This window comes from Pseudomonas sp. ICMP 460, assembly GCF_002723595.1.
Taxonomy (GTDB): domain Bacteria; phylum Pseudomonadota; class Gammaproteobacteria; order Pseudomonadales; family Pseudomonadaceae; genus Aquipseudomonas; species Aquipseudomonas kitaguniensis.
This window is the reverse complement of record NZ_LKBR01000068.1, coordinates 12,509-36,370: the sequence shown is the minus strand read 5'-3', so window position 1 is coordinate 36,370 and position 23,862 is coordinate 12,509. Positions and strand designations below refer to the sequence as shown.

The window sequence follows — 23,862 nt, the reverse complement described above, 5'->3', positions numbered from 1 at the left end:
GCCCCCTTTTTGCAATACCCTAGAGAGCATCAATGAGCACGCTGGCGGAAAAAGTCCAACAGGCTTTGGTGACGGCCATCGACAACGATGACCTGGTTCTGCCGACATTGCCGGAAGTGGCCCTGAAAATTCGTCAGGCCGCTGAAGACCCGGAGATCAGCATCAGCCACTTGAGCAAAGTGATCGGTCGCGATACCGCGCTGTCCGCACGCCTCATAAAAGTGGTCAACAGCCCATTGCTGCGTGCCACTCAGGAAGTCACCGACCTGCACACCGCCATCACTCGGCTGGGCACCAACTACAGCAGCAACCTGGCGATAGGCCTGGTGATGGAGCAGATTTTCCACGCCCGCTCTGAAGTCGTTGAACAAAAAATGCATGATGTGTGGCGCCGCAGCCTGGAAGTGGCAGGCGTGAGCTATACCTTGTGCCGCAATTACAGCCAGCTCAAGCCAGACCAAGCTGCGCTCGGTGGTTTGGTACACCAGATTGGCGTATTGCCTATCCTTACCTACGCCGAAGACCATTACGAACTACTCGCCGACCCGGTCAGCCTCAACCACGTGATCGACAGTATTCACCCGTTGCTGGGCGACAAGCTGTTGGGCGGCTGGGATTTCCCGGAAATGCTCGCAAAACTGCCTGGTCAATACCTGGATCTGGAGCGCGACTCGGCCCGCCTTGACTACATCGACCTGGTACAAATTGCCGTGCTGTATTGCCACGCAGGCACCGACCATCCGTTGGCGAGTGTGCACGTTTCCACCTTGCCTGCGATGAAAAAACTGCGCATCGACCCCTACAGCGAGACGCTGCGCGCCGAGCTGGATGAAGCACGGTCGATGTTTTACTGATCAGCCCGCGATAAAACTCACGCGCACTTTCAAGCCGGCCAGCTCACCATCGTGCAGGCTGATTTGCGCCAAATGCGCGCGGCAGATTTCCCCGACAATCGCCAGCCCCAAGCCCGAGCCCATGCTCTGCTGGTTGCGCCGGTAAAACCGCTCGAATACCCGGTCCCGCTCGTCCAGCGGGATGCCCGGGCCATCATCTTCTACTTCCAGGATCGCGGGCGCCGAGACCCGCAAGATGACATTGCCGCCCGGTGGCGTGTGGGCCAGGGCGTTATCGACCAAATTGCTCAGCAGCTCATTCAGCAAGATGGGCTCACCGCGCAACCACACAGGCTCGTCCGCCTCCAACGCCAAGGCAACGCCGCGCGCGTGGGCCAACGGCGCCATGGCCATCCCCAACTCGCGTGCCAACTGGCTGAGGTCGAGCAGTTGCGCGCCGCCTTCGGCAATCGCCCGCGCGCCGTTTTCGATACGCGCCAGCGACAGCAATTGATTCGCCAAATGAGTCAGGCGGTCGGTGCCTTGTGCAGCGGTTTCCAAGGTGCTGTGCCAGGTGGCCGGCGCGTCGCTGCGCAGGCCCAGTTCCAGCCGCGCCTTGAGCGCTGCCAGCGGGGTGCGCAGTTCGTGGGCGGCGTCGGCGATAAACTGCGCCTGGCGCTCGAACTGGCCGCGCAGGCGCTCGGTAAAGTGGTTGAGCGAACGCACCAGCGGGCCAAACTCAAGCTGCACCTCTACCAGCGGCAACGGCCGCAGGTCGTCGGGCTGGCGCTCTTCCACTGCCGTGCGCAGGCGCTCCAGCGGGCGCAGTGCCGCACTCACGGCAAACCACACCAACAGCAACGCGCCGATCGCCAACATCCCGAGGCGCAGCAACGTGTCGGCCAGCAGGCTACGGGCCATGCTCTCGCGCGCCTCGTCGGTTTCCGCCACGCGAATTTCCGCCATGCCATTCATGTTCGGCTCGGAGACCGCCTTGAGCAGGCTGACCACACGCACCTCTTGGCCTTGATAGGTGGCGTTGTAAAACCGCGCCAACGCGGGGTAATTGTCGGTGCGCGGCGTGCCGGGTGGCGGGCCGGGAAGGTTTTCGTAACCGGAGATCAGCTTCTTGTCAATGTCATTGACCTGATAATAAATACGCCCGGCGCTGTCGTAAGCAAAGGTGTCCAGCGCCACATAAGGCACATTGGCACTCAAGGTGCCATCGACTTGCGTCAACCCGGCGGCGATGGTGCGCGCCGAAGCCAAAAGCGTGCGGTCATAGGCGGTGTCGGCCGCCTCGCGACCGTTCCAGTAGGCACTCATGCCGCTGGCAAGCATCAACACCACCAGCAACAGCGCCAAATTCCACAGCAGCCGCCAGCGCAGGCTGCTGGGCTTATGCATCGCGGGCTTCCAACAGGTAGCCGAGGCCGCGGAAGGTCACGATGGCGATGGGTTGGCCGTCGAGCTTTTTACGCAGCCGGTGCACATAGATTTCGATTGCGTCGGGGCTGGCTTCTTCATCCAGGCCGAACACTTGGGACGCCAATTGCTCTTTGCTCATCACGCGGCCGGGGCGAGCGATCAGCGCTTCAAGCACCGCTTGCTCACGCGAGGTCAACGTCAACAGTTCGCCGCCCACAGTGAAACGCCGCGTATCCAGGTCGTAAACCAGCACGCCGCACGCCTGCTGACGCTCACCGCCCAACACGCTGCGGCGTAACAGCGCCTTGACCCGCGCTTCCAGCTCCGTGAGTTCAAACGGCTTGGCAAGGTAGTCATCGGCGCCGAGGTTGAGGCCGTGTACGCGGTCCTTCACGTCGCTGCGCGCGGTCAGCATCAGCACAGGCAGATTTTTCCCACGCGCTCGCAGACGGGCCAGCACCTCAAAACCGTCCATGCGCGGCAGCCCCACATCGAGCACCACCACCGCGTATTCCTCGCTGCTCAAGGCCAGGTCCGCGGCGACCCCGTCGTGCAGCACGTCGACAGTCAAACCCGTGCTCTTGAGCGCCTGGGCGACACTTTCGGCGAGCTGCAAATGGTCTTCAACCAAGAGTACACGCATGGATTTTTACCTCGTTCGGGCATGGTCAACACCACGCTTTGCGGGGCAGTTTACAGGCGCCGCCTACCCTGTGAAGCCCGAAAACATTGAAAGGCAGCTGAAAGGTTAGTGAAAGCTTCGCCCTTTAGCATCCAGCGACGGTCGGTCATGCCTGCATGCGTTCCCTGCCGAGTTACCTGGTCCGTAGCGCTGAAAAAACGCCCCGAAGCGTTTTCGCCAAAAAATAAGAACAATAACGGAGTACACCACCATGCTGTCGACACAGCCCCAGGCACTCGCGCCTGCTCGTTTTTCTTGCCTCTCCCACACCGCCTTTGCCAGTGCCGCCGCCCTTGCTGGCTTTTCGCCGCTCAGCCAGGCTGACTTCTTCGAAGACAGTAGCGCCAGCCTCGAAACCCGCAACATGTACTTCAACCGCGACTTTCGCGACGGCACCAGCGCCCAGCAATCCAAGCGTGATGAATGGGCGCAGGGCTTCATGCTCAACCTGCAATCGGGCTACACCGACGGCACTGTCGGTTTTGGCGTGGACGCGCTGGGCATGCTCGGGGTCAAGCTCGACTCCAGCCCCGATCGCACCGGCACTGGCCTGTTGCCGACACACGATGATGGCCGCGCCGCCAATGAGTACAGCAAGCTGGGCCTGACCGGCAAGGTGAAGGTCGCAGCCACCGAGCTTAAGGTCGGCGCGCTGATCCCCGAACTGCCAACCCTCAAGCCCAATGACGGGCGTATCCTGCCGCAGACCTTCAACGGTGGCCTGCTCACCTCCAAAGAATTCAAGAACCTGGTGTTCACCGGCGGCCGCCTGGATAAAGCCAAGGACCGCGACGCCACGCATTACCAAGACATCACCCTGAATAACCGCAACAGCCGTTTTGTCAGCGGTGCCAGCGGCAAACACTTCAATTTTGGCGGCGCGGATTACAGGTTCGCCGACAAGATCACCGGCAGCTACCATTTTGCCCAGCTCGACGATGTTTACCGCCAGCACTTCCTCGGCCTCGTGGCCGCACGCCCGATGGGGCCAGGCACCTTCGCCAGCGACCTGCGCCTGGCGATCAGCGATGACACCGGCGGCGCGCGTGGCGGCAAAATCGACAACACCTCGTTCAGCAGCTTGTTCAGCTATGCCCTTAACGGCCATAAGCTCAGCGCCGGCTACCAGCGCATGTTCGGTGAAAGCGCTTTTCCCTACGTGGATGGGAGCGATCCTTACCTTGTCAACTTCGTGCAGATCAACGACTTTGCCGGCGCCGAAGAACGCTCCTGGCAGGCGCGTTACGATTATGACTTCGCCAAGCTGGGCATTCCCGGCCTGAGTTTTATGAGCCGTTACCTTTCGGGTGACAGCATCAAGCTCAAAAATGGCGACACCGGCAAGGAGTGGGAACGCAACAGCGAGGTCAAGTACGTGGTGCAAAGCGGCGCGCTCAAGGATGTTGCCGTGCGCCTGCGTAACGCTACGTACCGCTCCAACTATTCAGCGCGTGATGCGGATGAAGTGCGGGTGCTGGTGAGCTACAGCGTAGCGCTCTGGTAAGTCATGCCTTAAAAGTCGTGGTTTTAGTAGCAACTAGTAACAACTAATAAAAATAAAGACGGAGATAAAAAATGAGCTTTTCACTGCGTAAACTTTCCCTCGCCGCAGGCTGCTTGCTGTTCGCCGGCCAACTGCTCGCCGCCGATGAACCCAAGCGCCCGGAATGCATCGCCCCGGCCTCCCCCGGCGGTGGTTTTGACCTGACCTGCAAGCTGGCGCAAAGCGCGCTGGTCAACCAGAAGTTGCTGAGCAAACCGATGCGCGTCACCTACATGCCCGGCGGAGTGGGCGCGGTGGCGTATAACGCAGTGGTGGCACAGCGCCCTGCAGACGGCGGCACGTTGGTAGCATGGTCCAGCGGTTCGTTGTTGAACCTGGCCCAAGGCAAATTTGGCCGCTTCGATGAAAGCGCCGTGCGTTGGTTGGCGGCGGTCGGCACCAGCTACGGTGCCATCGCGGTGAAAAGCGATTCGCCCTACAAGACCCTTGATGATCTGGTTAAGGCCTTGAAGGCCGATCCAGGCAGCGTTGTCATCGGTTCCGGCGGCACCGTCGGCAGCCAGGACTGGATGCAAACCGCGCTGATTGCCAAGGCCGCCGGGATCAACCCGCGCGAACTGCGTTACGTGGCGCTTGAAGGCGGCGGTGAAATCGCCACGGCCCTGCTCGGTGGCCATATCCAGGTCGGCAGCACCGACATCTCCGACTCCATGCCGCACATTCTCAGCGGTGACATGCGCCTGCTCGCGGTGTTTGCCGAAAATCGCCTGGACGAGCCGGAAATGAAGAACATTCCTACGGCCAAAGAGCAAGGCTACGACATCGTATGGCCCGTGGTACGCGGCTTCTACCTCGGGCCAAAAGTCAGCGACGCCGACTACGCCTGGTGGAAAGACGCGTTCGACACACTGCTGGCCTCCGAAGAATTCGACAAACTGCGTGACCAGCGCGAGTTGTTCCCGTTTGCCATGACTGGCCCGGAGCTGGACACCTACGTGAAAAAACAGGTGGCTGACTACAAAGTGCTGGCCAAAGAGTTCGGCCTGATCCAGTAATCACCGGTCTTTCACTCGGCCGCGCCTTGCCTGATGAGGCGCGCGGCCCAGGAGTTCAACATGCTCTTACAACGCATTTTTGCCGCTGTGATGCTGCTGGTCTGCGCGGTTCTCGCGCTGATGGCCTGGCCGTATCAAGCGGCGTTTTCCTACGAGCCGGTCGGGCCTCGGGCTTACCCACTGTTGATGCTCGGGCTGATGAGCCTGGGCCTTGTCTACATGCTGTTTCGCCCGCAGCCGACCAAACATACCGAAGAAGAACCGGCACTGGACCGCGACACGCTGGTCAAGATCGGCGCTTGCGTGGCGCTGTTGCTGGTGTTTGCCGGTACCTTCGAACCGCTGGGCTTCATCCTAAGCAGCATCCTGATCGGCATCCCAATGGCGCGCCTGTATGGTGGCCGCTGGTTGCCCAGCGTGGTGATAGTCAGCCTGATGGCCGTGGGTCTTTATTTGCTCTTCGATAAAGCCATGGATGTACCGCTGCCCCTCGGCCTGCTTGAAGTTCTGGAGAACTGATATGGATACGTTCAGCTATTTGGGCCAGGGCTTCGGCGTTGCACTGACGCCTTACAACCTGATTACCGCCTTGTGCGGCACCTTGATCGGCACGGTGGTCGGCCTGCTGCCGGGGCTTGGCCCGATCAACGGCGTGGCGCTGTTGATCCCCATCGCGTTTGCCTTGGGCTTGCCTCCGGAGTCGGCATTAATCCTGCTGGCGGCCGTGTACCTGGGCTGCGAGTACGGCGGCCGTATCAGTTCGATCCTGCTGAACATTCCGGGCGAAGCCTCCACCGTGATGACCACCCTCGACGGCTACCCGATGGCCCGTAAAGGCCTGGCCGGTGTGGCGCTGTCACTGTCGGCGTGGAGTTCGTTCATCGGCGCGTTTATCGCCACCTGCGGCATGGTGCTGTTTGCGCCGCTGCTGGCAAAGTGGGCGATTGCGTTCGGCCCGGCGGAATATTTCGTACTGATGGTATTCGCGATCGTCTGCCTCGGCGGCATGGCCGGTGACAAACCGCTGAAGACCTTTGTGGCGGCGCTGATCGGCCTGTTCCTTTCGGCCGTGGGCATTGACGCCAACAGCGGCGTGTACCGCTTTACCGGCGACAATATCCACCTCACCGATGGCATCCAGTTTGTGGTCCTGGTATTGGGCTTGTTCTCGATCAGCGAGATTCTGTTGCTGCTGGAAAAAACCCACCGTGGCCAGGAAGCGGTAAAAGCCACCGGGCGGATGATGTTCAACCTCAAGGAGGCGTCCTCTGTTTTCGTGGTTAACATCCGTTGCGGCCTTTTGGGCTTCATCATGGGCGTATTGCCGGGTGCCGGTGCCACACTCGCCTCAGCCGTTGCCTACATGACCGAAAAACGTATCGCCGGTGCCAGCGGCAAATTCGGCCAGGGCGACATGCGCGGCCTGGCAGCGCCGGAAACCGCGATTGGCGCTTCGGCCTGCGGCGCGCTGGTGCCAATGCTGACCCTTGGCGTACCCGGTTCAGGCACCACGGCGGTGATGATCGGCGCGCTGTCGCTGTACAACATCACGCCCGGCCCGCTGCTGTTCCAACAGCAACCGGACATCGTCTGGGGCCTGATCGCGTCGTTGTTTATCGCCAACATCATGCTGGTGATCCTCAACATTCCGATGATCCGCATCTTCACCCGTATCCTCGCCGTGCCGAACTGGGCGCTGGTGCCGGTGATCGCCATCATCACCGCGATTGGTGTGTACGCGGTGCACGCCACCACCTTCGACCTGTTCCTGATGGTCGGTATCGGCATCTTCGGCTACATCCTGCGCAAGCTGGACTTCCCGCTGTCGCCGGTGCTGCTGGGCTTTATCCTCGGTGGCCTGATGGAGCAGAACCTGCGCCGCGCGCTGTCGATCTCCAACGGTGCGCTGGACATCCTCTGGTCGAGCCCGATCACCTTTGGTGTATGGGTGCTGACTGCGCTGATGCTGGCCTTCCCGTTGGTGCGCATCTACCGCAAACGTGCGCTGGCGCGGCGTGCCGTGGCCGATGTCTGAGGTCACCTTTAAACACTGGTGGGGAACACCGCTGGTCGGCCTGGCCGGCGGTTACCTGGCCAGCCTGGTCGGCTGGCCTTTGCCGTACATGGTCGGCTCGTTGCTGGCGATTATCCTGGTGCGCTGCCTCACGCCGTGGCAATTGGCGGAAATTCCCGGCGGGCGCAAATGCGGTCAATGGGTGGTGGGCATTGGCATAGGCCTGCACTTCACGCCGGTGGTGATCGAGCAGGTGATGAGCCACTTCGGCCTGATTTTTTTTGGTGCATTGGTCACCAGCCTGTCGAGCGTCGTCGGCGTGTGGTTGATGCGCCGCAGTGGCGAAGACCGCGCCACCGCGTTTTTTTCCAGCATGCCGGGCGGTTCCGGTGAGATGGTCAACCTGGGCGCGCGTAATGGCGCGGTGCTCAGCCGTGTCGCGGCGGGCCAGAGCTTGCGCGTGTTGGTGGTGGTGCTGTGTGTACCCGCGATCTTCAAGTATTTGCTGGAGGGCGGCACACCGCAATTTCACCCGGCGCCGGTAAGCTGGGCGTGGCTGGCGGTGTTGTTTCCGATTGGCGCGTTGGTGGCGTGGGGCTGGCAGCGTTTGCGTCAGCCCAACCCTTGGCTGTTCGGGCCGCTTTTGGTAAGCGCTACCGCCAGCGTTGTCTGGGACTTGCACATAGGCCTGCCGAACGGCGGCAGCCAGATCGGCCAATGGCTGATCGGCAGCGGTCTGGGCTGCCATTTCAACCGTCAGTTCTTTCGGCGCGCGCCGTCGTTTATGGCGCGTACGCTGCTCGGCACAGCCCTGACCATGGTGCTGGCGACGTTGGCGGCCGTCGGCTTGAGCGCGCTGACGCAGTTGGATTTGCGCTCACTCACCCTGGGCATGATGCCGGGCGGGATTGCTGAAATGAGCCTGACGGCCGAGACGTTGCAACTGTCGGTGCCCTTGGTCACGGCGATGCAGGTAATGCGTTTGTTGTTTGTGCTGTTTCTGGCGGAGCCCCTGTTCCGGCACTGGAACCGTCAGCCTGAAAAGGTTTGAAGCCTTGTGTCATTAAAATGTGGGAGCTGGCTCCCACATCCCATTACCTTAAGCCTCAAAGGGGCGGTAACCGCCACTCAATCGGCGTCTCGCCATTCTGCTCAAGAAATTTATTGGTACGGCTGAAGTGCCCGCACCCCAAAAACCCTCGATAGGCCGACAACGGCGACGGATGCACTGACGTCAACACCAAGTGCTTGGTCGCATCCACCAGCTTTTGCTTACCCTGTGCATGAGCCCCCCACAACAAGAACACCAAGTGCGGCTGATGCTCGCTGACCACCTCAATAATCCGGTCAGTAAAAAATTGCCAGCCCTTGCCCGCGTGCGCGTTCGCGTTGGCTCGCTCAACCGTCATGGTGGTATTGAGCATCAACACACCCTGGTCCGCCCAACTCTGCAGGCAACCATGATTAGGAATGTCGATATTCAAATCGCGCTTAAGCTCTTTGTAAATATTGACCAAGGACGGCGGCGCAGGCACGCCAGGCTGCACCGAAAAGCATAACCCATGCGCCTGACCAGGCCCGTGGTAAGGGTCTTGCCCGAGGATCACCACCTTGACCTTGTCCAAAGGCGTTGAATTAAGCGCATTGAAAATCAACGGACCAGGCGGGTAAATCTCTTTGCCTGCCGCGTGTTCCTGGCGCAAAAACTCGCGCAACTGGGCCATGTAGGGCTGCTCGAACTCATCACGCAGCGCGTGTTTCCAGCTCGGTTCGAGTTTGATACGGTCGCCTTCGGTCATGATCGAATCATCGTCTAAAAAAGAATGCGCGAACCCTAGGAAAGCCCACCCCGCTTGTCAATTGATCTGACACACAACCGGCACTTTCCTTTGAAGCGATCATACTGAACCTTCACTTTCTGGATTGAGGTCGCGATGAACCTGCACTTCGAAGAACTGGCCTGCAGCAACGGTGCCCACCTCGGCATTGCCAGCCTGGACGCTGAAAAGTCCCTGAATGCCCTCTCATTACCGATGATTCAGGCCTTGGGCGAACGCCTGGATGCCTGGGCCAAAGACCCGAATATTGTCTGTGTACTGCTGCGCGGCAATGGGCCAAAAGCTTTTTGCGCCGGCGGCGAAGTGCGCAGCCTGGCACAGGCCTGCCGTGAAGAGCCGGGCGTTGTACCGCCTCTGGCCGCGCAGTTTTTTGCGGCGGAATATCGCCTCGACTATCGCCTGCACACCTACCCCAAACCGCTGATGTGCTGGGGCCACGGTTACGTGCTGGGCGGTGGCATGGGCTTGTTACAAAGTGCGGCGGTGCGAATCGTGACGCCCAGCAGCCGTTTGGCGATGCCCGAGATCAGCATCGGCTTGTACCCGGATGTCGGGGCCAGTGGGTTCCTGTCGCGCCTGCCGGGCAAGCTCGGCCTGTTCTTTGGCCTCACGGGTGCGCATATCAATGGTCGCGATGCGATGGACCTGGGCTTGGCCGACCGTTTTTTGCGCGATGACCAGCAAGACGAACTGATCGAAGGCCTGCTGCAACTGAACTGGCAGGAACAAACTGCGATGCAACTCAACAGCCTGCTCAAGGCGCTCGCGCAGGAAGCCGTCAGCCAGCAACCCGAAGCGCAATGGCTGCCACGCCGCGCGCAGATCGACGAGTGGCTGGACGTGGGCGATGTGCGTTGTGCCTGGCGCGCGTTGAGCCTGCTAAGCGACCACGCCGACCCGCTGTTCAGCCGCGCAGGCAAAACGCTCAGCGAAGGATGCCCGCTGACCGCGCATCTGGTGTGGGAGCAAATCCTGCGGGCGCGACACCTATCGTTGGCCCAGGTGTTCCAGATGGAATACACCGTGAGCCTCAATTGCTGCCGTCATCCGGAATTCAGCGAAGGGGTTCGGGCGCGCTTGATCGACAAGGATCAACAGCCGCATTGGCATTGGCCGGATATAAACACGGTGCCGGACGCTGTGGTGCAAGCGCACTTTCACAAGGCCTGGGAAGGCAGAAACCCTCTGGCAGACTTGTCGGACTACTGACAGCAATCAGTTGAGCATGCCAACCTTGAATGCACAGTTGTCCGGCTGGCTGTCCTGGCAGATGTAAACATACTGCTCCAATGGATCTCTGGCGAGTTGCCAATGCAGGGTCGCGGTCAGTGACACCGTGTTGAGTGTGCCTGGCAGTTCATATCGCAACGCCACCACCTGGCCGCTGCCCATGCGGTACATGCACTTGTCCAAGTGGCCGTTCTCGCGCTCCTGGCCTTTGCCCGGAGTAAACAGTGCGCCGATGAACCGATCGGCAAAATCATCAGACTCGACCTTGGAGCTTTGCCACAGCGCCTTTCCACTAAGGGCCTGGAAATAGCCATCCGTAAACTTGACCGAAGAGGGATAAGGGCACCCCTGCTCCGCCTGTACCTGTGTAACCCCTGCCATCAACAGAGAAAACAAACACGCTAATCGCTTGATCATTGGGCGCTCGCTCCTTTTTAACCCGCTGGTTTCCTGGACACTTACAGCGGCGCTCACGCAGTTAAATACATCTGAATCACATTAGATACCTGTTAGAACTGACAGTACCGATAAACGGCAGGCAAAAAAAAGCGGCGCTTGGCGCGCCGCTTTAAGTCAACCGCTGTCAACGATGGCCGCCGCGACCACCGCCATGATCGTGTCCACGGCCGTGCCCGCCATTGCCGCCGCGGTCACCCCAAGCCTGATTTGGGTACGGCCGGTAACCGGGCCTTGGGTAATAACGCGGTGCCGCCTGGTAATAACGCGGTGCCGGCTGGTAGTAACGCGGCGCCGGATAGTAACGCGGCGATGGCGCGTAGTAGCTGCGCCCATATTGGTAAGTGGGGCCGCCGTAATAGTAGGCCGGCGCAGGGGCGGTGTAGACCTCGGAGCGGTAGTAAGTGGCACCGCCATCGTAATAGGGCACACACGCAGAAAGGGTCAGACCGAGTACAGCACTAAGAAGCAGTCGTCGATACATGGCGGCCTCCTGGACCGCGGAAGAGCTCATCCAGCGACGCTGGAAAGCGGCATTCAGCTTTCACCGAATGACGAAATGTCTGACATCAAAAACCGAATCTGGTGCGTTTTGGTAATGGTTTGAAACATCTGAGTCGACACTCGATCGATCGGTTTTTCACGCAGCGGGTAGAGAACCCGTCTATCAAACGAGTGTATCGATTCAGTCATTTTATTTTGGCTGAAACTTCTGCATTTGCAGTGATGTCACTGTGACATCGCCTTTGGACACGGAGCGCCAGCGCGAGGTCCCTTTTATTACTACCGCTGGATTCGACCCATGAAAATCTCAACCAAGCTGTTGCTTTCGTTTGTACTGTGCGCTTTCGTCACCCTGGGGGTGGGTTTACTGGGTATCAAAGGGGTCGTTCGGCTCGCCAATGCTCTGGATTTAACCTTCTCCAACAACCTTGTATCGGTCAGTAATACGGCAGCCACCCTGAATGGCTTTGTCGCCCACAACCGTGGGCTGTACCGGTTGCTCGACGCCAGCCATGGCGACGTCGCCGCGCAAGACCGCGACCGTGTCCGCCAGGATATCGCCGACCAACTCAAGCGCAGCCAAGACGCCTATGCCACTTACCGCGCCACGCCGCTTGAAGATGATGAACGGGCTGCCGGTGACAAGCTGGATCTGCTCTGGCCCGCCTACGTCAGCAACTCCGAGCAAATTATCGGGTTGATGGATACCGGCAAGACTGAACAGGCGCGCGCGCAACTCAACTCCTCCAACAATGAACTCTTCAGGCAGGCGCGCGAGCTGATCCGCGTGATGATCGACTCCAATAACCGCCAGATCAAAGAAGGCGCCGAATCCGCCGATGAGCTACGCGGCAGCGCGTTGACCTGGATGATCAGCGGCATTGTGCTGGCGTTCATCATCGCAATCACGGTGGGTTTGCTGATCACCCGCCTGATCACCCGCCCTATCGCACAAGCCGTAGAGAGCGCGCAACGCATTGCCAAAGGTGATCTCACCCAGCCCATCCTCACCGAGCGCAACGACGAAGCCGGGCTGCTGTTGATGGCGCTGTCCGACATGCAGGGCGGCTTGAAAAGTACGTTGCTGGAAATCGCCAATGCGTCCGACCAGCTCGCGTCGGCAGCCGAAGAACTGAGCGCCGTCACCGATGAAAGCACGCGTGGCCTGACGCGCCAGAATGACGAAATTCAACAAGCAGCCACGGCCGTGAACCAGATGACGGCGGCGGTAGACGAAGTGGCGAGCAATGCTGTGTCGACGTCGCAAGCTTCCCGCCAGGCCACCACCGAAGCCGAGGATGGGCGCAAGCAAGTGGAGCAGGCCGTGTCGGGGATGGGTTCGATGGTGGTCGAGATCAACGACTCGACGCAATCGGTCGTGGACCTCGCCAACCAGGTGCGCGAGATCGGCAAGGTGATTGACGTGATCCGTGGCATCGCCGACCAGACTAACCTGCTGGCGCTCAATGCTGCCATCGAAGCCGCGCGTGCCGGCGAGCAAGGCCGAGGGTTTGCAGTGGTGGCCGATGAGGTGCGGGCGTTGGCGCATCGCACCCAAACCTCCACGGTCGATATTGAAAAAATGATTGGCGAGGTCCAGGTTGGCGCCGACGAAGCGGTGGCCGCGATGAACAAGAGCCTGACGTGGGCGAACAACACTCAGAGCCTGGCGGAAAACGCCGGCGAAGCGCTGCAGCGAATCACTGCCAGCGTGTCGAAAATCAACGAACGCAACCTGGTGATCGCTTCGGCCTCCGAAGAGCAGGCCCAAGTGGCGCGCGAAGTAGACCGCAACCTGCTTAACATCCAGGACCTGTCGACCCAGACCGCCGCCGGCGCCCACCAGACCAACGCCTCCAGCCAAGACCTGTCGCGCCTGGCCACCTCGTTCAATACGCTGGTCAGCAAGTTCCAGCTCTAGGCGCTGCATTACCGATGCCTGCGCGCCAGCTTGGCGAACAGGCGTCGGCCTTACGACGGCTGGCGCCGCTACCTGCGCAGCTTGCAATAGCGGCGCGGCGCTGTATCGTGCAGGCAACTGCGGCCTTGCCCGACGCCTGCCTGAACTGAACGATGACCACACCCACGCTTTGCCCCGCTTGCGGTGCCCGCAACGACTGCACCCTGGCCGACCCGCGCACCGCCGACCAAGCCTGCTGGTGCTACAGCGTCACTATCGACCCTGCGGTGCTCCAAGCCCTGCCCGATGCACTGCGCAACACCGCCTGCCTGTGCCCGCGTTGCGCTCAGGTGGATGTGCAGTTGCGTGGGGCTGAGCCTGCGTAATGCGCGTTGACCGTTACCTCAGCAACCTGCCGCGTTTCAATCGTCAGCAAGTGCGCTTGTTGTTGGTTGAACGGCGGGTGACGGTCGATGGCATCGCTGTCAGCGACCCACACCATGAAGTGCGCGAATTCAGCCGCGTGTGCGTCGACACCGAGGTGTTGCAGGCAGGCAAACCGGCGCGCTATTTCATGCTGCACAAGCCCCAAGGCTGCGTCAGCGCCACCTCGGACCCCCACCACCGCACCGTACTCGACCTGCTGGATGTACCGGACAAAGGCGAACTGCATATTGCCGGCCGCCTGGACTTCAACACGACGGGGCTGATGCTGATCACCAACGACGGCCAATGGTCACGACGCTTGACGCAACCGAAGACCAAACTGCCCAAGGTCTATCGGGTTCAAACCGAGCAGGATATCGGGCCTGAATATGCGCTGACGTTTGCGGCGGGGGGGGATTTTGCGTTTGAAGACCTCCCCACCCACCCCGCCGAGCTGGAACTGCTCGGCCCGAGGACGGCGCGCCTGAGCATCATCGAAGGGCGTTATCACCAGGTGAAACGCATGTTCGGGCATTTCAATAATAAGGTAATCGCCCTGCATCGAGAGCGAATCGGCAAATGGGTGCTGGATGCAGCACTGGCGCCGGGCGAGTACCGTGCACTGACCGACGACGAAATCTGACCGACCTGGGCGCTGACTTTTCAGGCGTATGCCTACCTGTCACAAAGCTTGTGCAGAGTGATCTGCGCGCCCTACCCGCTTGCCAGGAGTCTTACGACATGAGGCCAGAAATCGCTGTGTTGGATATACAGGGTCAGTATCGGGTTTACACGGAGTTCTATCGCGCGGACGCTACTGAAAAGACCATCATCCTGGTCAACGGCTCCATGGCCACTACGGCATCCTTCGCCCAAACCGTGAAAAGTCTGTACCCGCAATTCAATGTGGTTTTGTACGACCAGCCCTACGCCGGTCGCTCCAAAATCCATAACCGCCATGAGCAGATGCTGACCAAGGAAGTTGAAGGCCAGATCCTCCTGGAACTCATCGACCACTTCGCCGCCGAACACGTGCTGTCGTTTTCATGGGGCGGCGCCGCCGCCCTGATCGCCCTCGCCCACCGGCCCCGCCGCGTAGAAAAGGCCGTGATCAGCTCGTTCTCGCCGGCGATCAACGCGCCGATGCGCGATTACCTTGAACGCGGCGTCGACTACCTCGGCAACCTCGACCGCGACCGCGTCGGCCACCTGGTCAACAGCACCCTCGGCAAACACCTGCCGTCGCTGTTCAAACGCTTCAACCACAAACACGTCAGCAGCCTGGCCGAGCACGAGTACGGGCAGATGCACTTCCACATCAGCCACGTACTCAACAGTGATCGACTGTGCTACCTCAAGGCAGCCAGGCAGATCGATATTCCGGTGCTGTTTTTAAATGGCGAATGGGACGAGTACACCAGCGCCGAAGATGCCAGGCTGTTCGCCCAGCATGTGCCTGACAGCAGCTTCAGCACTATTCAGGCGACCGGGCATTTTCTGGACATGGAGCATAAGGCGGCGTGTCGGGATAGCCGGGAGGCGGTGGTAGGCTTTTTAAAACCGCAACGGCAGGTGGGCCAGTTGCGTTATCACCGTGATCACACACAGCATGCGTGGGCGATATGAAACCGGGCCGTTCGGCGAGTGCGCGCAACCCACACATTTTTCGAAGAAAAACTTCAAATTGCGGCAAACATCTGGTACAAAGTCAGCCGCTCTGAGCGGGTATAGTTTAGTGGCAAAACGAAAGCTTCCCAAGCTTTAGTTGAGGGTTCGATTCCCTCTACCCGCTCCACTCAGATTTCGCTCGCGTCAGCCTGTTTTCGACGAAGCAAGCCCAAAAAACCGGTCTTTGAAGGCCGGTTTTTTTATGCCCGCGATTTGAGATAACAGAGATCAGCGACGCTAAACCTGTACAAATCAATTATTTTGTACAAGTATCAATACCGAGCGTTGGCGCTGCGCCACGCACGACCACGGAGCCGGACAATGACGCGTCTACTGGTTTCATTGTTGTTGGTATTGAGTGTAAGCAGTTGCGGCAGCGTAGGGGTCGACCACTATGCAGACCAGCAACCGCAATTGGACCTGGAGCGTTTCTTCAGCAAGCCGGTGAAGGCGTGGGGCATATTCCAGAAGCGTTCGGGCGAAGTGGCCAAGCGCTTTGAGGTGAATATCGCCAGCCGGCGTGAGGGCAACACTTTAATTCTCGACGAACGCTTCCTCTACAGCGATGGCACGCGCCAGCAGCGGGTGTGGACGCTTACGCCGGACGGTCCGGGGCGCTGGCGCGGGCGGGCTGGGGATGTGGTCGGCGAGGCTATCGGCGAAGTCGCGGGCAACGCGCTGCGCTGGCGCTACCGCCTCAACCTTCCAGTGGATGGCTCGGTGTACGAAGTCAGCTTTGACGACTGGATGTACCTGATGGACGAGGACACGCTGATCAACCGTTCCAGCATGTCCAAATTCGGCGTCGAATGGGGCCAGGTCACCTTGTTCTTTCGTCGCCAATAAACGATCCGAAGCGAGCGTGAATCATGAATATACAAATGCTGACCGACCTCGCCGTGAAAGGCGAGGTACGTGAACTGGAGTTGCTGTCGCTGGAAGGTGGCTTTTATATCGCGCGTATCCGGCTGGATCACGCCGAGATGACGCTGCTCGACCATGACGGCAAGCCGCTGCGCATCGGCTCCACCACGCATCTGCGCGACCTGTTGCAGCGGGTTCCGCCGTTTCCATGTGTGCTGGTGCAGCACTGCGTACACGACGAAATGTGCGGTGTACGAGAAGGCCCGATTGGCGCGTTGCGTATTCCATTTACGCTGGCTTCTTCTCTTTAATCAGGCGTTTTTCGCCTTTCTCGCGCAGGTTTTACACACTCGGTAACGCCTGCGAAAGACCTCGCAACACCTCTGTCCGGCGCCGTTTCCAGGGGCTCATACACTGCATTCAACGCTCACCGAAGCGCCGGTCATCGACCGTCGGTAGGTAGAGTGTTGATAATTTATTTTTAGTGGTTATAGTCACCACTAACACACACCACAAGGAGGTGCTGTGGATAGCCGATATTTGATAGGTCACATTGTGGCGGACGGCTGGTATCTGGTACGCACCCGGGGCAGTCATCACCACTTTAAACACCCGACGAAACCTGGGTTAGTCACGATTCCTCATCCCAGGAAAGACCTGTTGGACAAAACTGCCAAGAGCATTTTGAAACAGGCCTTGTTGAGTTAACCGCCCCGGAGGGCAACAGACATGCTTTACCCGATCGCAATTTCAACCGGTGACGAAGCGCACGCCTGGGGCGTGGAGGTTCCGGATATTCCTGGCTGCTACTCGGCCGGCGATGACCTGGACGACGCCATGGCCATGGCGCGCGAAGCCATCGAAGGGCACTTCGAAATCCTCGCCGAAGAGGGCTCGCCGATTCCCGCCGCGCAAAAGGTTACCTTGCATGCGGCCAACCCGCAGTACGCCGGCTGCACGTGGGCAGTGGTAGACATCGATGTCACCCGGTACCTGGGTAAAGCGCAGAAGCTGAACATTACCCTGCCGGGTTATCTGCTGAACCGCATCGATGAATACGTGCTGAATCACCCTGAAGAAAAAAGCCGTTCGGGGTTTCTGGCGTCGGCGGCGCTCAAGGTACTGCAACAGGGCCGGTGATCGAATCGAATTCAACCGCAAGAAATGTAGTTCTATGCCGGGCAAGGTGCTCTAGATTCACACCACACCTGCGCCAAGGAGCCCGCTCATGCTTTACCAATACACACTAATGCCCTCGCCTGTCGGCCAGCTCACGCTGGTGGCGCATGATGGCAAGCTCAACGCGATCCTGTGGGAACACGAGCGCGCCAACCGCGTGCGCCTGGGTGAGTTGCACCACAGCCACGACAGCCCGGTGCTGTTGGAAACAGAGCGCCAGTTAGAGGAATATTTTGCCGGCACGCGCACTCAATTCGCACTGGAACTGGACTTCACCGGCACGCTTTTTCAGCAGCAAGTCTGGCAGGCGCTACTGACGATACCGTTTGGCGAAACCCGCAGCTACAGCCAGATCGCCCGGCAGATAGGTAACCCGAGCGCCGTGCGCGCGGTGGGCGCCGCCAATGGGCGCAACCCAATCTCGATTGTTGCGCCCTGCCACCGCGTGATTGGCGCTTCAGGCGCGCTGACGGGCTTCGCCGGTGGGCTGGCGGCCAAGCAGTATTTGCTTGCACTGGAAGGCACAGGCCAGGCGGAACTGGCGTTCTAGCGGCTCGGCGACAAAAACGTACAACTTTGCCACCCGGTTAATTGTAAAAAGAAATTTCAGAAGAGTGCTGCGGTCCATACGTTCATCACCCACCCCATTAAGGAAAACGGTCATGAAATTCTCCGCAGTCTCGCAATCCCTGTCCCGCTGGGCAGGCAGCGCTCGGACGTTCTATGCCGCCGTCGCGCTGATCTTTCTGTGGAGCTTGAGCGGCCCCTATTTCCACTACAACGACACCTGGCAGCTGATCATCAACACCTCGACCACTATCATTACCTTCCTGATGGTGTTCCTGATCCAGAACACGCAAAACCGCGACAACGACATCCTGCACATCAAGATCGACGAGCTGCTGCGTGTCTCCAAGGATGCGCAGAGCGCTGTGCTGAGCCTCGACGGCCTCGACCGCAAAGAGCTCGAAAAACTGCGCAATGATTACCGCAGCATCGGCGCCACCGGCAGCATCAACCTCAACAGCAGTTGCGGTGAAGCCGTCGACGATGCGGCACCGAATAAAACCAATTTGAACCAGGCATAAAAAACGGCGGCTAGACATGTCCAGCCGCCGTTTTTTTCATTTCAAGTCACGGGTTCAACCGTCGCCTTGATGACTTTTACCGTAGGTCGACGCCAGGGCGCGGGCTTTTTGCAGGCGCTCTTCGAGCTTGGGCAGTGTCTCATCCACCAGCGCCTTTATTTCCGGCACATTCGACGCCGCGCCTTCCTTTTTGAACAGGGCGATGGCGTCTTCGTTTTCCTTGACCTGTTGCGCGGTGTAAGCGGCGTCGAAAGAATCGCCGTCCTTGAGTTCGGGCATCAGCGTTTCCGCCTTGTCGACGATCTTCTCGCGCGGCGCTACCGGCAGGTCAAGCTTCTTGGCGATGGCTGCCAAGTGTTGGTTGGCCAGGGTGCGCTCGTTGATCACCTCGATGGTGTAATCCTTGATCTCTTGGGACGAGGTTTTGGCGTGGGCCATGCGACTGGTTTCGATATCGGCCATACCTTTGGCCGAAGCCTGCTCGATGAATTCAGCAGGCGTCTGGGCGAAAGCATTGCTGGCGCCGAGGCCCAGCAGCATCGCGAAACTGGCGGTGCGTAACCGGATAGCCATGCGGCTCATGATGGGTTCCTCCAGGGCAAAAATAAGTGCAGGCGCAATACTGCCCTGCCCTGAATTCGAATTTCATGGGCGACAAAGGTTTAGAAAAAACTTGCCAGTGCGACGAACGGTCTTCGTCGCATCAGGCTGGCTTGCTCGCGAAAAGCCCCGGTAATGCGTGCGCCAGCGCATTGATCGCGAAGCCGATAAACATCACCCCGCAGAGCCTGGTGATCAGAATTTCATGGCGTTGATACACCGTGCGCACTCGCTGGGCGCCGACTACGCCGATCAAAATCGCGTAGGCCAGCACGCCGCCGACGAAGCTCAGGAAGATCAACCAGGGCAGCATCGACCACGTTAACAATTCAGCGCGGCTCGACAGCAGCGCGGTGAACGTCGCCACTGCCACCGGGTAGGCCTTGGGGTTGGTCAGACCGAACAAAATACCGTGCCAGAATGGATGCCGCGCGGCACCTTGAGCGGTATCGCCGCTGCGCCGCTGGGTGCGAATAGCGCGCCAGCCAAGCCAGAACAAATACACGCCGCTGAGCACACCGAGTACATCAAACGCACTGCTGCCGATTTCGCGGGCGCCAACGATGGCGATCAACGCCGTACTGCACCACACCACGTCTCCGAGCAAATGCCCACACAGGAAACCCGCGCCAGCGCGACGCCCGCGAGCCGCGCCAATACCGAACACTGCCAGCACGCCCGGGCCAGGCGTAATCCCGTAGATAAAACCCGAAGCGAGTACAGCGAGCAACAAGGATGGCGTCATGGCTAGGACTCTGACAAACGGTTGAGAGGTGGATGGATTCTGCCCGTTCTGTGGCTACGGGTAAAACTTCATTCCTGCATAAGGCTGGGTGCGACAGGCCTGCAAACGCGAGGCCAAATCGCCGACATGCGCTTCAAGCTTATGCCCGTCGGGGTCGAGAAAATAAAACGACGCGCCTTCGCTGCGGTTGTCGCGCCATTCCTGTACACCGCCGGCTCGCAAGCGCGCCACCAGTGCGCTGAAATCATCCACATGCGCGGTGAACGCGTAGTGCGTGTATTCAGCCATGGGCGCTGAGGAGCGCGACGGGTCGAGCGACAAACACAGCCATAATCCCGGCAACGAGAGGTACGCGCCGTTATCCCAGGTGGCATCGAGCCGAAGCTGCAACAGCTCATGGTAGAAGCTGACGCTGCGCTTCAAATCGGTCACCGCAAGGGTCAGGTGGTTGAGGCCGCAGAGCATGATTTTTTCCTGTTATGGGCTGCCTTCGGACACCACACCCTGCACCTGTTCGATCAACCACTGCAACCCGCAATCGCAGGCGCGTCGGGGTTTATTGCGTTGGCCATCGCCGGGCAGATGTTCGCCTCACTGCTACTCGATCACTTCGGCCTGTTTGGCCTGGTGGAGCGCCAATTGATGACAACCCGAGTGCTGGGAACGCTGCTGTTGATTGGCGGTCGCGTTGATTCAGTTCGGCGCCACACCGGCGCGCGGCCTTGCAACAGCGGGCTGATCAGCCTTGTGCAAGGCAAACCGCGCAGTCAACGTGACTCGCTGGCCAAACGGTTGATTTCGGCTTGTTCCACCACCGCGTGCGGCGGGCCATGGCGCACTGCGGCCAACATCGCCTGGCCAACGGTTTCGGTACTCACCACCCAGCCTGGCTTGAGCCGGCGCACTACCGAGAGCAACGGCCCAAGCACGGCATAAAACCTTTGATACAGCGGGGTTTTTGAGCGCACACCGTGCAACGGCTGAATCACTCCCGGTCGAAACACGTACACCGCCTTGAACGGCAGGCGCATCAAGGCGTTTTCGGTCTTGCCTTTGACCCGCGCCCACATCGACTTGCCCGCTTCGGTACTGTCGGTGCCGGCGCCGGACACGTAGATAAACGTCATCTGCGGGTTGAGCCGCGCCAAGGTGCTGGCGGCCAACAGCGTGAGGTCATAGGTGAGGTGGGTGTAGCGGGTTTCATTCATGCCTGCCGACGACACGCCGAGGCAAAAAAAGCATGCGTCAAAGCCTTGCAGCAAGTTTTCCAGCGGGTGGAAGTCGAGCATGTCGCTATGCAATACCTGGTGCAGCTTGCCATGCTCCTGGGTCAACGGCGTGCGGCCGACGGCGACGACTTCCTGTACGTCCGCGGCCAGCAGGCACTCGCGCAGCACGCCTTGGCCGACCATGCCGGTGGCGCCGAATAGCAGAACTCTCATCAGGGGACCTCAGCGGCAAGCCGCACGCTTCATGCTCAAGTTGGATGCCGCTCAACCTGTAGCTTAACGCGTGCAGCGTGCGACTGCGCCCTTTAGAACGCGCTGCGAAAAATCTCTTCAATCTGACGCTGATCGGCGCGCCGTGGGTTGGTCAGGCCGCACGCATCCTTCAACGCATTGGCGGCCAGCAGCGGAATGTCCTGCAACCTGGCGCCCAATTCGCGCAACCCGGCCGGGATCTCGACATCCACGGCCAAGGTGCGAATCGCGACGATGGCGGCCTGGGCGCCCTCCTCCGGTGTGTTGCCTTTGATGTCAGCGCCCAACGCGCGCGCCACATCGCTCAAGCGCTGGGCACTGACGCTGGCGTTGAAGCTTTGCACGTGCGGCAGCAGCACCGCGTTGCACACGCCGTGCGGCAAGTCGTAGAGGCCGCCGAGTTGGTGCGCCATGGCGTGCACAAAACCCAGCGACGCATTGTTGAACGCCATCCCGGCGAGGAACTGCGCATACGCCATGTTTTCGCGTGCGGCCTTGTCGCTGCCGTTGTGCACCGCCGTGCGCAGGTGGGCGCTGATCAGTTCGATAGCCTTGATGGCGCAGGCGTCAGTGATCGGCGTGGCGGCGGTCGACACGTAGGCTTCGATGGCGTGTGTCAGGGCGTCCATGCCGGTGGCGGCGGTGAGGCCTTTGGGCATGCCGACCATCAGCGCCGGGTCGTTGACCGACAGCAGTGGCGTGACGTTGCGGTCGACGATGGCCATTTTCACTTGGCGGGTTTCATCGGTGATGATGCAGAACCGGGTCATCTCGCTGGCGGTGCCGGCGGTGGTGTTGATGGCGACCAGCGGCAGTTGCGGTTTGCCCGATTGGTCGACACCTTCGTAGTCACCAATGTGCCCGCCATTGGTGGCGCACAGCGCGATGCCCTTGGCGCAGTCGTGCGGCGAGCCGCCGCCCAGCGACACCACGAAGTCGCAGGCGCTTTGCTGCAACAGCGCCAGGCCGTTCTCGACGTTTTCCACATTCGGGTTGGGCTTGGCGCCGTCGTAGATCACCGACTCGATGTCGTGCAGCGCGAGTTTCTCGGCGATCATGCCGGCCACGCCCGCCTTGGCCAGGCCGGCGTCGGTGACAATCAGCGCTTTGCGAAAGCCGTAATTGCGGATCGCAAGCATGGCTTCGTCGAGGCAATCGGTGCCCATGATGTTGACGGCGGGGATGAAGAAGGTGCTGCTCATGGCGAATCCTCAGAGGCTTTATACCGACAGCATCAACCTCAGTGGCCTGCGGCATATTGACCAGGATCAACGCTGGCTCGTGATAAAGTTACCCTTCAGCCGATTTTGAGTAGACCCGCCGCAATGAAGGATTTCCAGGATATTGACGCCCACCTTGAAGACTGGAGCGAACTGCGCAGCACCGTCGACTTCAACGGGATTCTGATCGGCAACGGCGCCAGCCGGGTCATTTGGGAAGACTTTGCCTACGACTCGCTGTTCGAAAACGCCCGCACCGTCGAAGAAAAACCGCTGAGCGCGTCCGAACTGAGCGTGTTCGACGCCCTGCAAACCCGCAGTTTCGAGCAAGCCCTCGGCGCGTTGAAAACCACCAGCCGGGTCAACAAGGCGCTGGCGGTCAGCTCGGCGGCACCGCGCAATCGCTACTACGCGATCAAGGAAGCGTTGATCAATACCATCCACGCCGTGCATATCCCATGGCGCCTGGTACAGCCCTCGACGCTGGCGACGATCAGCGCGGAACTGGCGCAGTACCGCAGCGTTTTCACCAGCAACTACGACTTGCTCAACTACTGGGCGATCCTGCACACGCCGGGCATTGACGATCTGTTTCGCAGCGCCGACGCCAGCTTCGACCTGCGCAACACCCACACCGACGCCACGCGCATTTTGTACCTGCACGGCGGCCTGCACCTGGTGCGAAACCTCGACGGCACCGCGCGCAAATTGCCCACCACCGACAGCACGTTGCTCAGCGGTTTTGCGATCAACAACACGATCAAGACCCTCGACGACGTGCCGCTGTTTGTCAGTGAAGGCAAGGTCGAGGAGAAGCTCAAGACCATCCGCAGCTCGGACTATCTGTCGTTCTGTTATGAGCAATTGCTCAGCCATGAAGGCGCGCTGTGCATCTTCGGCCATGGCTTGGGGCCACAGGACCAACACTTGGTGGATGCGCTTCGTCAGGCCAACCTGACCACGCTGGCCATTTCGATATCGGGGCGCAGCGACGGGTTTATCCGCCAGCAGAAGCGCCGTTATTCGGAGTTGTTTGATGGCACCGGAGTGCACTTGAAGTTCTTCGCGGCGCGCACTCACCCGCTGGGCAGTTCTGCGCTGTCAGTGCCGGTCGAACGCTGATCACCTGCACCCAGCGGCTAGCTAA

The 23,862-nt window shown here is 59.9% G+C and carries 28 protein-coding genes, 1 tRNA gene and 1 pseudogene; 20 read left to right on the top strand and 10 right to left on the bottom strand.

Features of this window, described 5'->3' with window-relative positions:
* Nucleotides 1-32 precede the first annotated feature (32 nt).
* Entirely contained in the window at nucleotides 33-854 is an 822-nt protein-coding gene (locus AO240_RS25175; protein WP_058413295.1) for an HDOD domain-containing protein, read from the top strand.
* On the opposite strand, the gene AO240_RS25170 is transcribed toward AO240_RS25175, so the two are convergent.
* Together AO240_RS25170 and AO240_RS25165 are read right to left on the bottom strand one after the other, a co-directional pair.
* Nucleotides 855-2,240 (bottom strand): sensor histidine kinase, encoded by a 1,386-nt coding sequence (locus AO240_RS25170; protein ID WP_099240131.1) that lies wholly within the window; start codon nucleotides 2,238-2,240, stop codon nucleotides 855-857.
* The gene (locus tag AO240_RS25165; RefSeq protein ID WP_099240129.1) at nucleotides 2,233-2,904 is read right to left on the bottom strand and encodes a response regulator; all 672 of its coding nucleotides are present in this window, start codon (nucleotides 2,902-2,904) and stop codon (nucleotides 2,233-2,235) included. The genes AO240_RS25170 and AO240_RS25165 overlap by 8 nt, the downstream gene beginning before the upstream one ends.
* Before the next feature lie 250 nt (nucleotides 2,905-3,154).
* Between AO240_RS25165 and AO240_RS25160 the strand changes: the two genes are divergently transcribed.
* The 5 genes from AO240_RS25160 (at nucleotide 3,155) to AO240_RS25140 (ending at nucleotide 8,567) form a co-directional block, all read left to right on the top strand.
* A complete protein-coding gene (locus AO240_RS25160) occupies nucleotides 3,155-4,447 on the top strand; it encodes an OprD family porin (RefSeq protein WP_099240128.1) in 1,293 nt (430 codons plus the stop codon).
* Nucleotides 4,448-4,518: 71 nt separating this feature from the next.
* The gene (locus tag AO240_RS25155; RefSeq protein ID WP_099240127.1) at nucleotides 4,519-5,502 is read left to right on the top strand and encodes a tripartite tricarboxylate transporter substrate binding protein; all 984 of its coding nucleotides are present in this window, start codon (nucleotides 4,519-4,521) and stop codon (nucleotides 5,500-5,502) included.
* Nucleotides 5,503-5,562: 60 nt separating this feature from the next.
* Nucleotides 5,563-6,021, top strand: coding sequence for a tripartite tricarboxylate transporter TctB family protein (locus AO240_RS25150; RefSeq protein WP_099240126.1), 459 nt, complete (start codon nucleotides 5,563-5,565; stop codon nucleotides 6,019-6,021).
* Between the two features lies 1 nt (nucleotide 6,022).
* Nucleotides 6,023-7,537, top strand: a complete 1,515-nt coding sequence (locus tag AO240_RS25145) for a tripartite tricarboxylate transporter permease (protein WP_099240124.1) — start codon at nucleotides 6,023-6,025, stop codon at nucleotides 7,535-7,537.
* Nucleotides 7,530-8,567: an AbrB family transcriptional regulator gene (locus AO240_RS25140; protein ID WP_099240357.1), complete on the top strand. Its 1,038-nt coding sequence runs from the start codon at nucleotides 7,530-7,532 to the stop codon at nucleotides 8,565-8,567. Before AO240_RS25145 ends, AO240_RS25140 begins: the two co-directional genes overlap by 8 nt.
* 55 nt (nucleotides 8,568-8,622) lie before the next feature.
* On the opposite strand, the gene ung is transcribed toward AO240_RS25140, so the two are convergent.
* A complete protein-coding gene (ung, locus tag AO240_RS25135) occupies nucleotides 8,623-9,315 on the bottom strand; it encodes a uracil-DNA glycosylase (RefSeq protein ID WP_058413302.1) in 693 nt (230 codons plus the stop codon).
* Nucleotides 9,316-9,450: 135 nt separating this feature from the next.
* Here ung and AO240_RS25130 point away from each other — a divergent pair, with 135 nt between their 5' ends.
* Complete coding sequence (locus tag AO240_RS25130) at nucleotides 9,451-10,563, top strand: enoyl-CoA hydratase/isomerase family protein (RefSeq protein WP_099240122.1); 1,113 nt, start codon at nucleotides 9,451-9,453, stop codon at nucleotides 10,561-10,563.
* Nucleotides 10,564-10,569: 6 nt separating this feature from the next.
* Here AO240_RS25130 and AO240_RS25125 read toward each other — a convergent pair whose 3' ends face one another.
* Together AO240_RS25125 and AO240_RS25120 are read right to left on the bottom strand one after the other, a co-directional pair.
* Nucleotides 10,570-11,001, bottom strand: coding sequence for a DUF3757 domain-containing protein (locus AO240_RS25125; RefSeq protein ID WP_099240120.1), 432 nt, complete (start codon nucleotides 10,999-11,001; stop codon nucleotides 10,570-10,572).
* 166 nt (nucleotides 11,002-11,167) lie between these two features.
* On the bottom strand, nucleotides 11,168-11,524 hold the full coding sequence (locus AO240_RS25120) for a hypothetical protein (RefSeq protein WP_099240118.1): 357 nt from the start codon (nucleotides 11,522-11,524) through the stop codon (nucleotides 11,168-11,170).
* A gap of 318 nt (nucleotides 11,525-11,842) precedes the next feature.
* Here AO240_RS25120 and AO240_RS25115 point away from each other — a divergent pair, with 318 nt between their 5' ends.
* The 11 genes from AO240_RS25115 to AO240_RS25065 all read left to right on the top strand — a co-directional run bounded on the left by AO240_RS25115 (nucleotide 11,843) and on the right by AO240_RS25065 (nucleotide 18,669).
* Nucleotides 11,843-13,465: a methyl-accepting chemotaxis protein gene (locus AO240_RS25115; protein ID WP_099240116.1), complete on the top strand. Its 1,623-nt coding sequence runs from the start codon at nucleotides 11,843-11,845 to the stop codon at nucleotides 13,463-13,465.
* A gap of 152 nt (nucleotides 13,466-13,617) precedes the next feature.
* On the top strand, nucleotides 13,618-13,830 hold the full coding sequence (locus tag AO240_RS25110) for a cysteine-rich CWC family protein (RefSeq protein ID WP_058413307.1): 213 nt from the start codon (nucleotides 13,618-13,620) through the stop codon (nucleotides 13,828-13,830).
* A complete protein-coding gene (locus AO240_RS25105; protein ID WP_099240114.1) occupies nucleotides 13,830-14,513 on the top strand; it encodes a 16S rRNA pseudouridine(516) synthase in 684 nt (227 codons plus the stop codon). The genes AO240_RS25110 and AO240_RS25105 overlap by 1 nt, the downstream gene beginning before the upstream one ends.
* A gap of 98 nt (nucleotides 14,514-14,611) precedes the next feature.
* The gene (locus tag AO240_RS25100; protein ID WP_099240112.1) at nucleotides 14,612-15,496 is read left to right on the top strand and encodes an alpha/beta fold hydrolase; all 885 of its coding nucleotides are present in this window, start codon (nucleotides 14,612-14,614) and stop codon (nucleotides 15,494-15,496) included.
* Nucleotides 15,497-15,591: 95 nt separating this feature from the next.
* Nucleotides 15,592-15,665, top strand: a tRNA-Gly gene (locus AO240_RS25095).
* A gap of 194 nt (nucleotides 15,666-15,859) precedes the next feature.
* Entirely contained in the window at nucleotides 15,860-16,384 is a 525-nt protein-coding gene (locus AO240_RS25090) for a DUF3833 domain-containing protein (protein ID WP_099240110.1), read from the top strand.
* A gap of 23 nt (nucleotides 16,385-16,407) precedes the next feature.
* Entirely contained in the window at nucleotides 16,408-16,713 is a 306-nt protein-coding gene (locus AO240_RS25085) for a DUF6482 family protein (protein WP_099240108.1), read from the top strand.
* A 214-nt stretch (nucleotides 16,714-16,927) separates the two neighbouring features.
* Nucleotides 16,928-17,110: a type II toxin-antitoxin system HicA family toxin gene (locus tag AO240_RS25080; RefSeq protein ID WP_058413312.1), complete on the top strand. Its 183-nt coding sequence runs from the start codon at nucleotides 16,928-16,930 to the stop codon at nucleotides 17,108-17,110.
* Nucleotides 17,111-17,131: 21 nt separating this feature from the next.
* On the top strand, nucleotides 17,132-17,542 hold the full coding sequence (locus AO240_RS25075; protein WP_058413313.1) for a type II toxin-antitoxin system HicB family antitoxin: 411 nt from the start codon (nucleotides 17,132-17,134) through the stop codon (nucleotides 17,540-17,542).
* An 88-nt stretch (nucleotides 17,543-17,630) separates the two neighbouring features.
* Nucleotides 17,631-18,131, top strand: a complete 501-nt coding sequence (locus AO240_RS25070; RefSeq protein ID WP_099240106.1) for a methylated-DNA--[protein]-cysteine S-methyltransferase — start codon at nucleotides 17,631-17,633, stop codon at nucleotides 18,129-18,131.
* A 112-nt stretch (nucleotides 18,132-18,243) separates the two neighbouring features.
* The gene (locus tag AO240_RS25065) at nucleotides 18,244-18,669 is read left to right on the top strand and encodes a low affinity iron permease family protein (protein WP_058413315.1); all 426 of its coding nucleotides are present in this window, start codon (nucleotides 18,244-18,246) and stop codon (nucleotides 18,667-18,669) included.
* 54 nt (nucleotides 18,670-18,723) lie between these two features.
* Here AO240_RS25065 and AO240_RS25060 read toward each other — a convergent pair whose 3' ends face one another.
* The 3 genes from AO240_RS25060 to fos all read right to left on the bottom strand — a co-directional run bounded on the left by AO240_RS25060 (nucleotide 18,724) and on the right by fos (nucleotide 20,479).
* On the bottom strand, nucleotides 18,724-19,251 hold the full coding sequence (locus AO240_RS25060; RefSeq protein ID WP_099240104.1) for a DUF4142 domain-containing protein: 528 nt from the start codon (nucleotides 19,249-19,251) through the stop codon (nucleotides 18,724-18,726).
* A 121-nt stretch (nucleotides 19,252-19,372) separates the two neighbouring features.
* Nucleotides 19,373-20,014, bottom strand: coding sequence for a LysE family translocator (locus AO240_RS25055; RefSeq protein ID WP_099240102.1), 642 nt, complete (start codon nucleotides 20,012-20,014; stop codon nucleotides 19,373-19,375).
* Nucleotides 20,015-20,068: 54 nt separating this feature from the next.
* The gene (gene fos, locus AO240_RS25050) at nucleotides 20,069-20,479 is read right to left on the bottom strand and encodes a fosfomycin resistance glutathione transferase (protein WP_099240100.1); all 411 of its coding nucleotides are present in this window, start codon (nucleotides 20,477-20,479) and stop codon (nucleotides 20,069-20,071) included.
* Between the two features lie 78 nt (nucleotides 20,480-20,557).
* On the opposite strand from fos, the pseudogene AO240_RS29115 reads away from it, so the two are divergent.
* Nucleotides 20,558-20,753: pseudogene (locus AO240_RS29115) on the top strand (DMT family transporter); the annotation flags it as partial.
* Nucleotides 20,754-20,781: 28 nt separating this feature from the next.
* Here the strand turns inward: AO240_RS29115 and AO240_RS25040 are convergent.
* Nucleotides 20,782-21,456, bottom strand: coding sequence for an NAD(P)H-binding protein (locus AO240_RS25040; protein ID WP_099240098.1), 675 nt, complete (start codon nucleotides 21,454-21,456; stop codon nucleotides 20,782-20,784).
* A 92-nt stretch (nucleotides 21,457-21,548) separates the two neighbouring features.
* Nucleotides 21,549-22,697 (bottom strand): L-threonine dehydrogenase, encoded by a 1,149-nt coding sequence (gene yiaY, locus AO240_RS25035; protein ID WP_099240096.1) that lies wholly within the window; start codon nucleotides 22,695-22,697, stop codon nucleotides 21,549-21,551.
* Nucleotides 22,698-22,820: 123 nt separating this feature from the next.
* Here yiaY and AO240_RS25030 point away from each other — a divergent pair, with 123 nt between their 5' ends.
* Nucleotides 22,821-23,837 (top strand): DUF4917 family protein, encoded by a 1,017-nt coding sequence (locus AO240_RS25030; RefSeq protein WP_099240094.1) that lies wholly within the window; start codon nucleotides 22,821-22,823, stop codon nucleotides 23,835-23,837.
* Nucleotides 23,838-23,862: the final 25 nt, after the last annotated feature.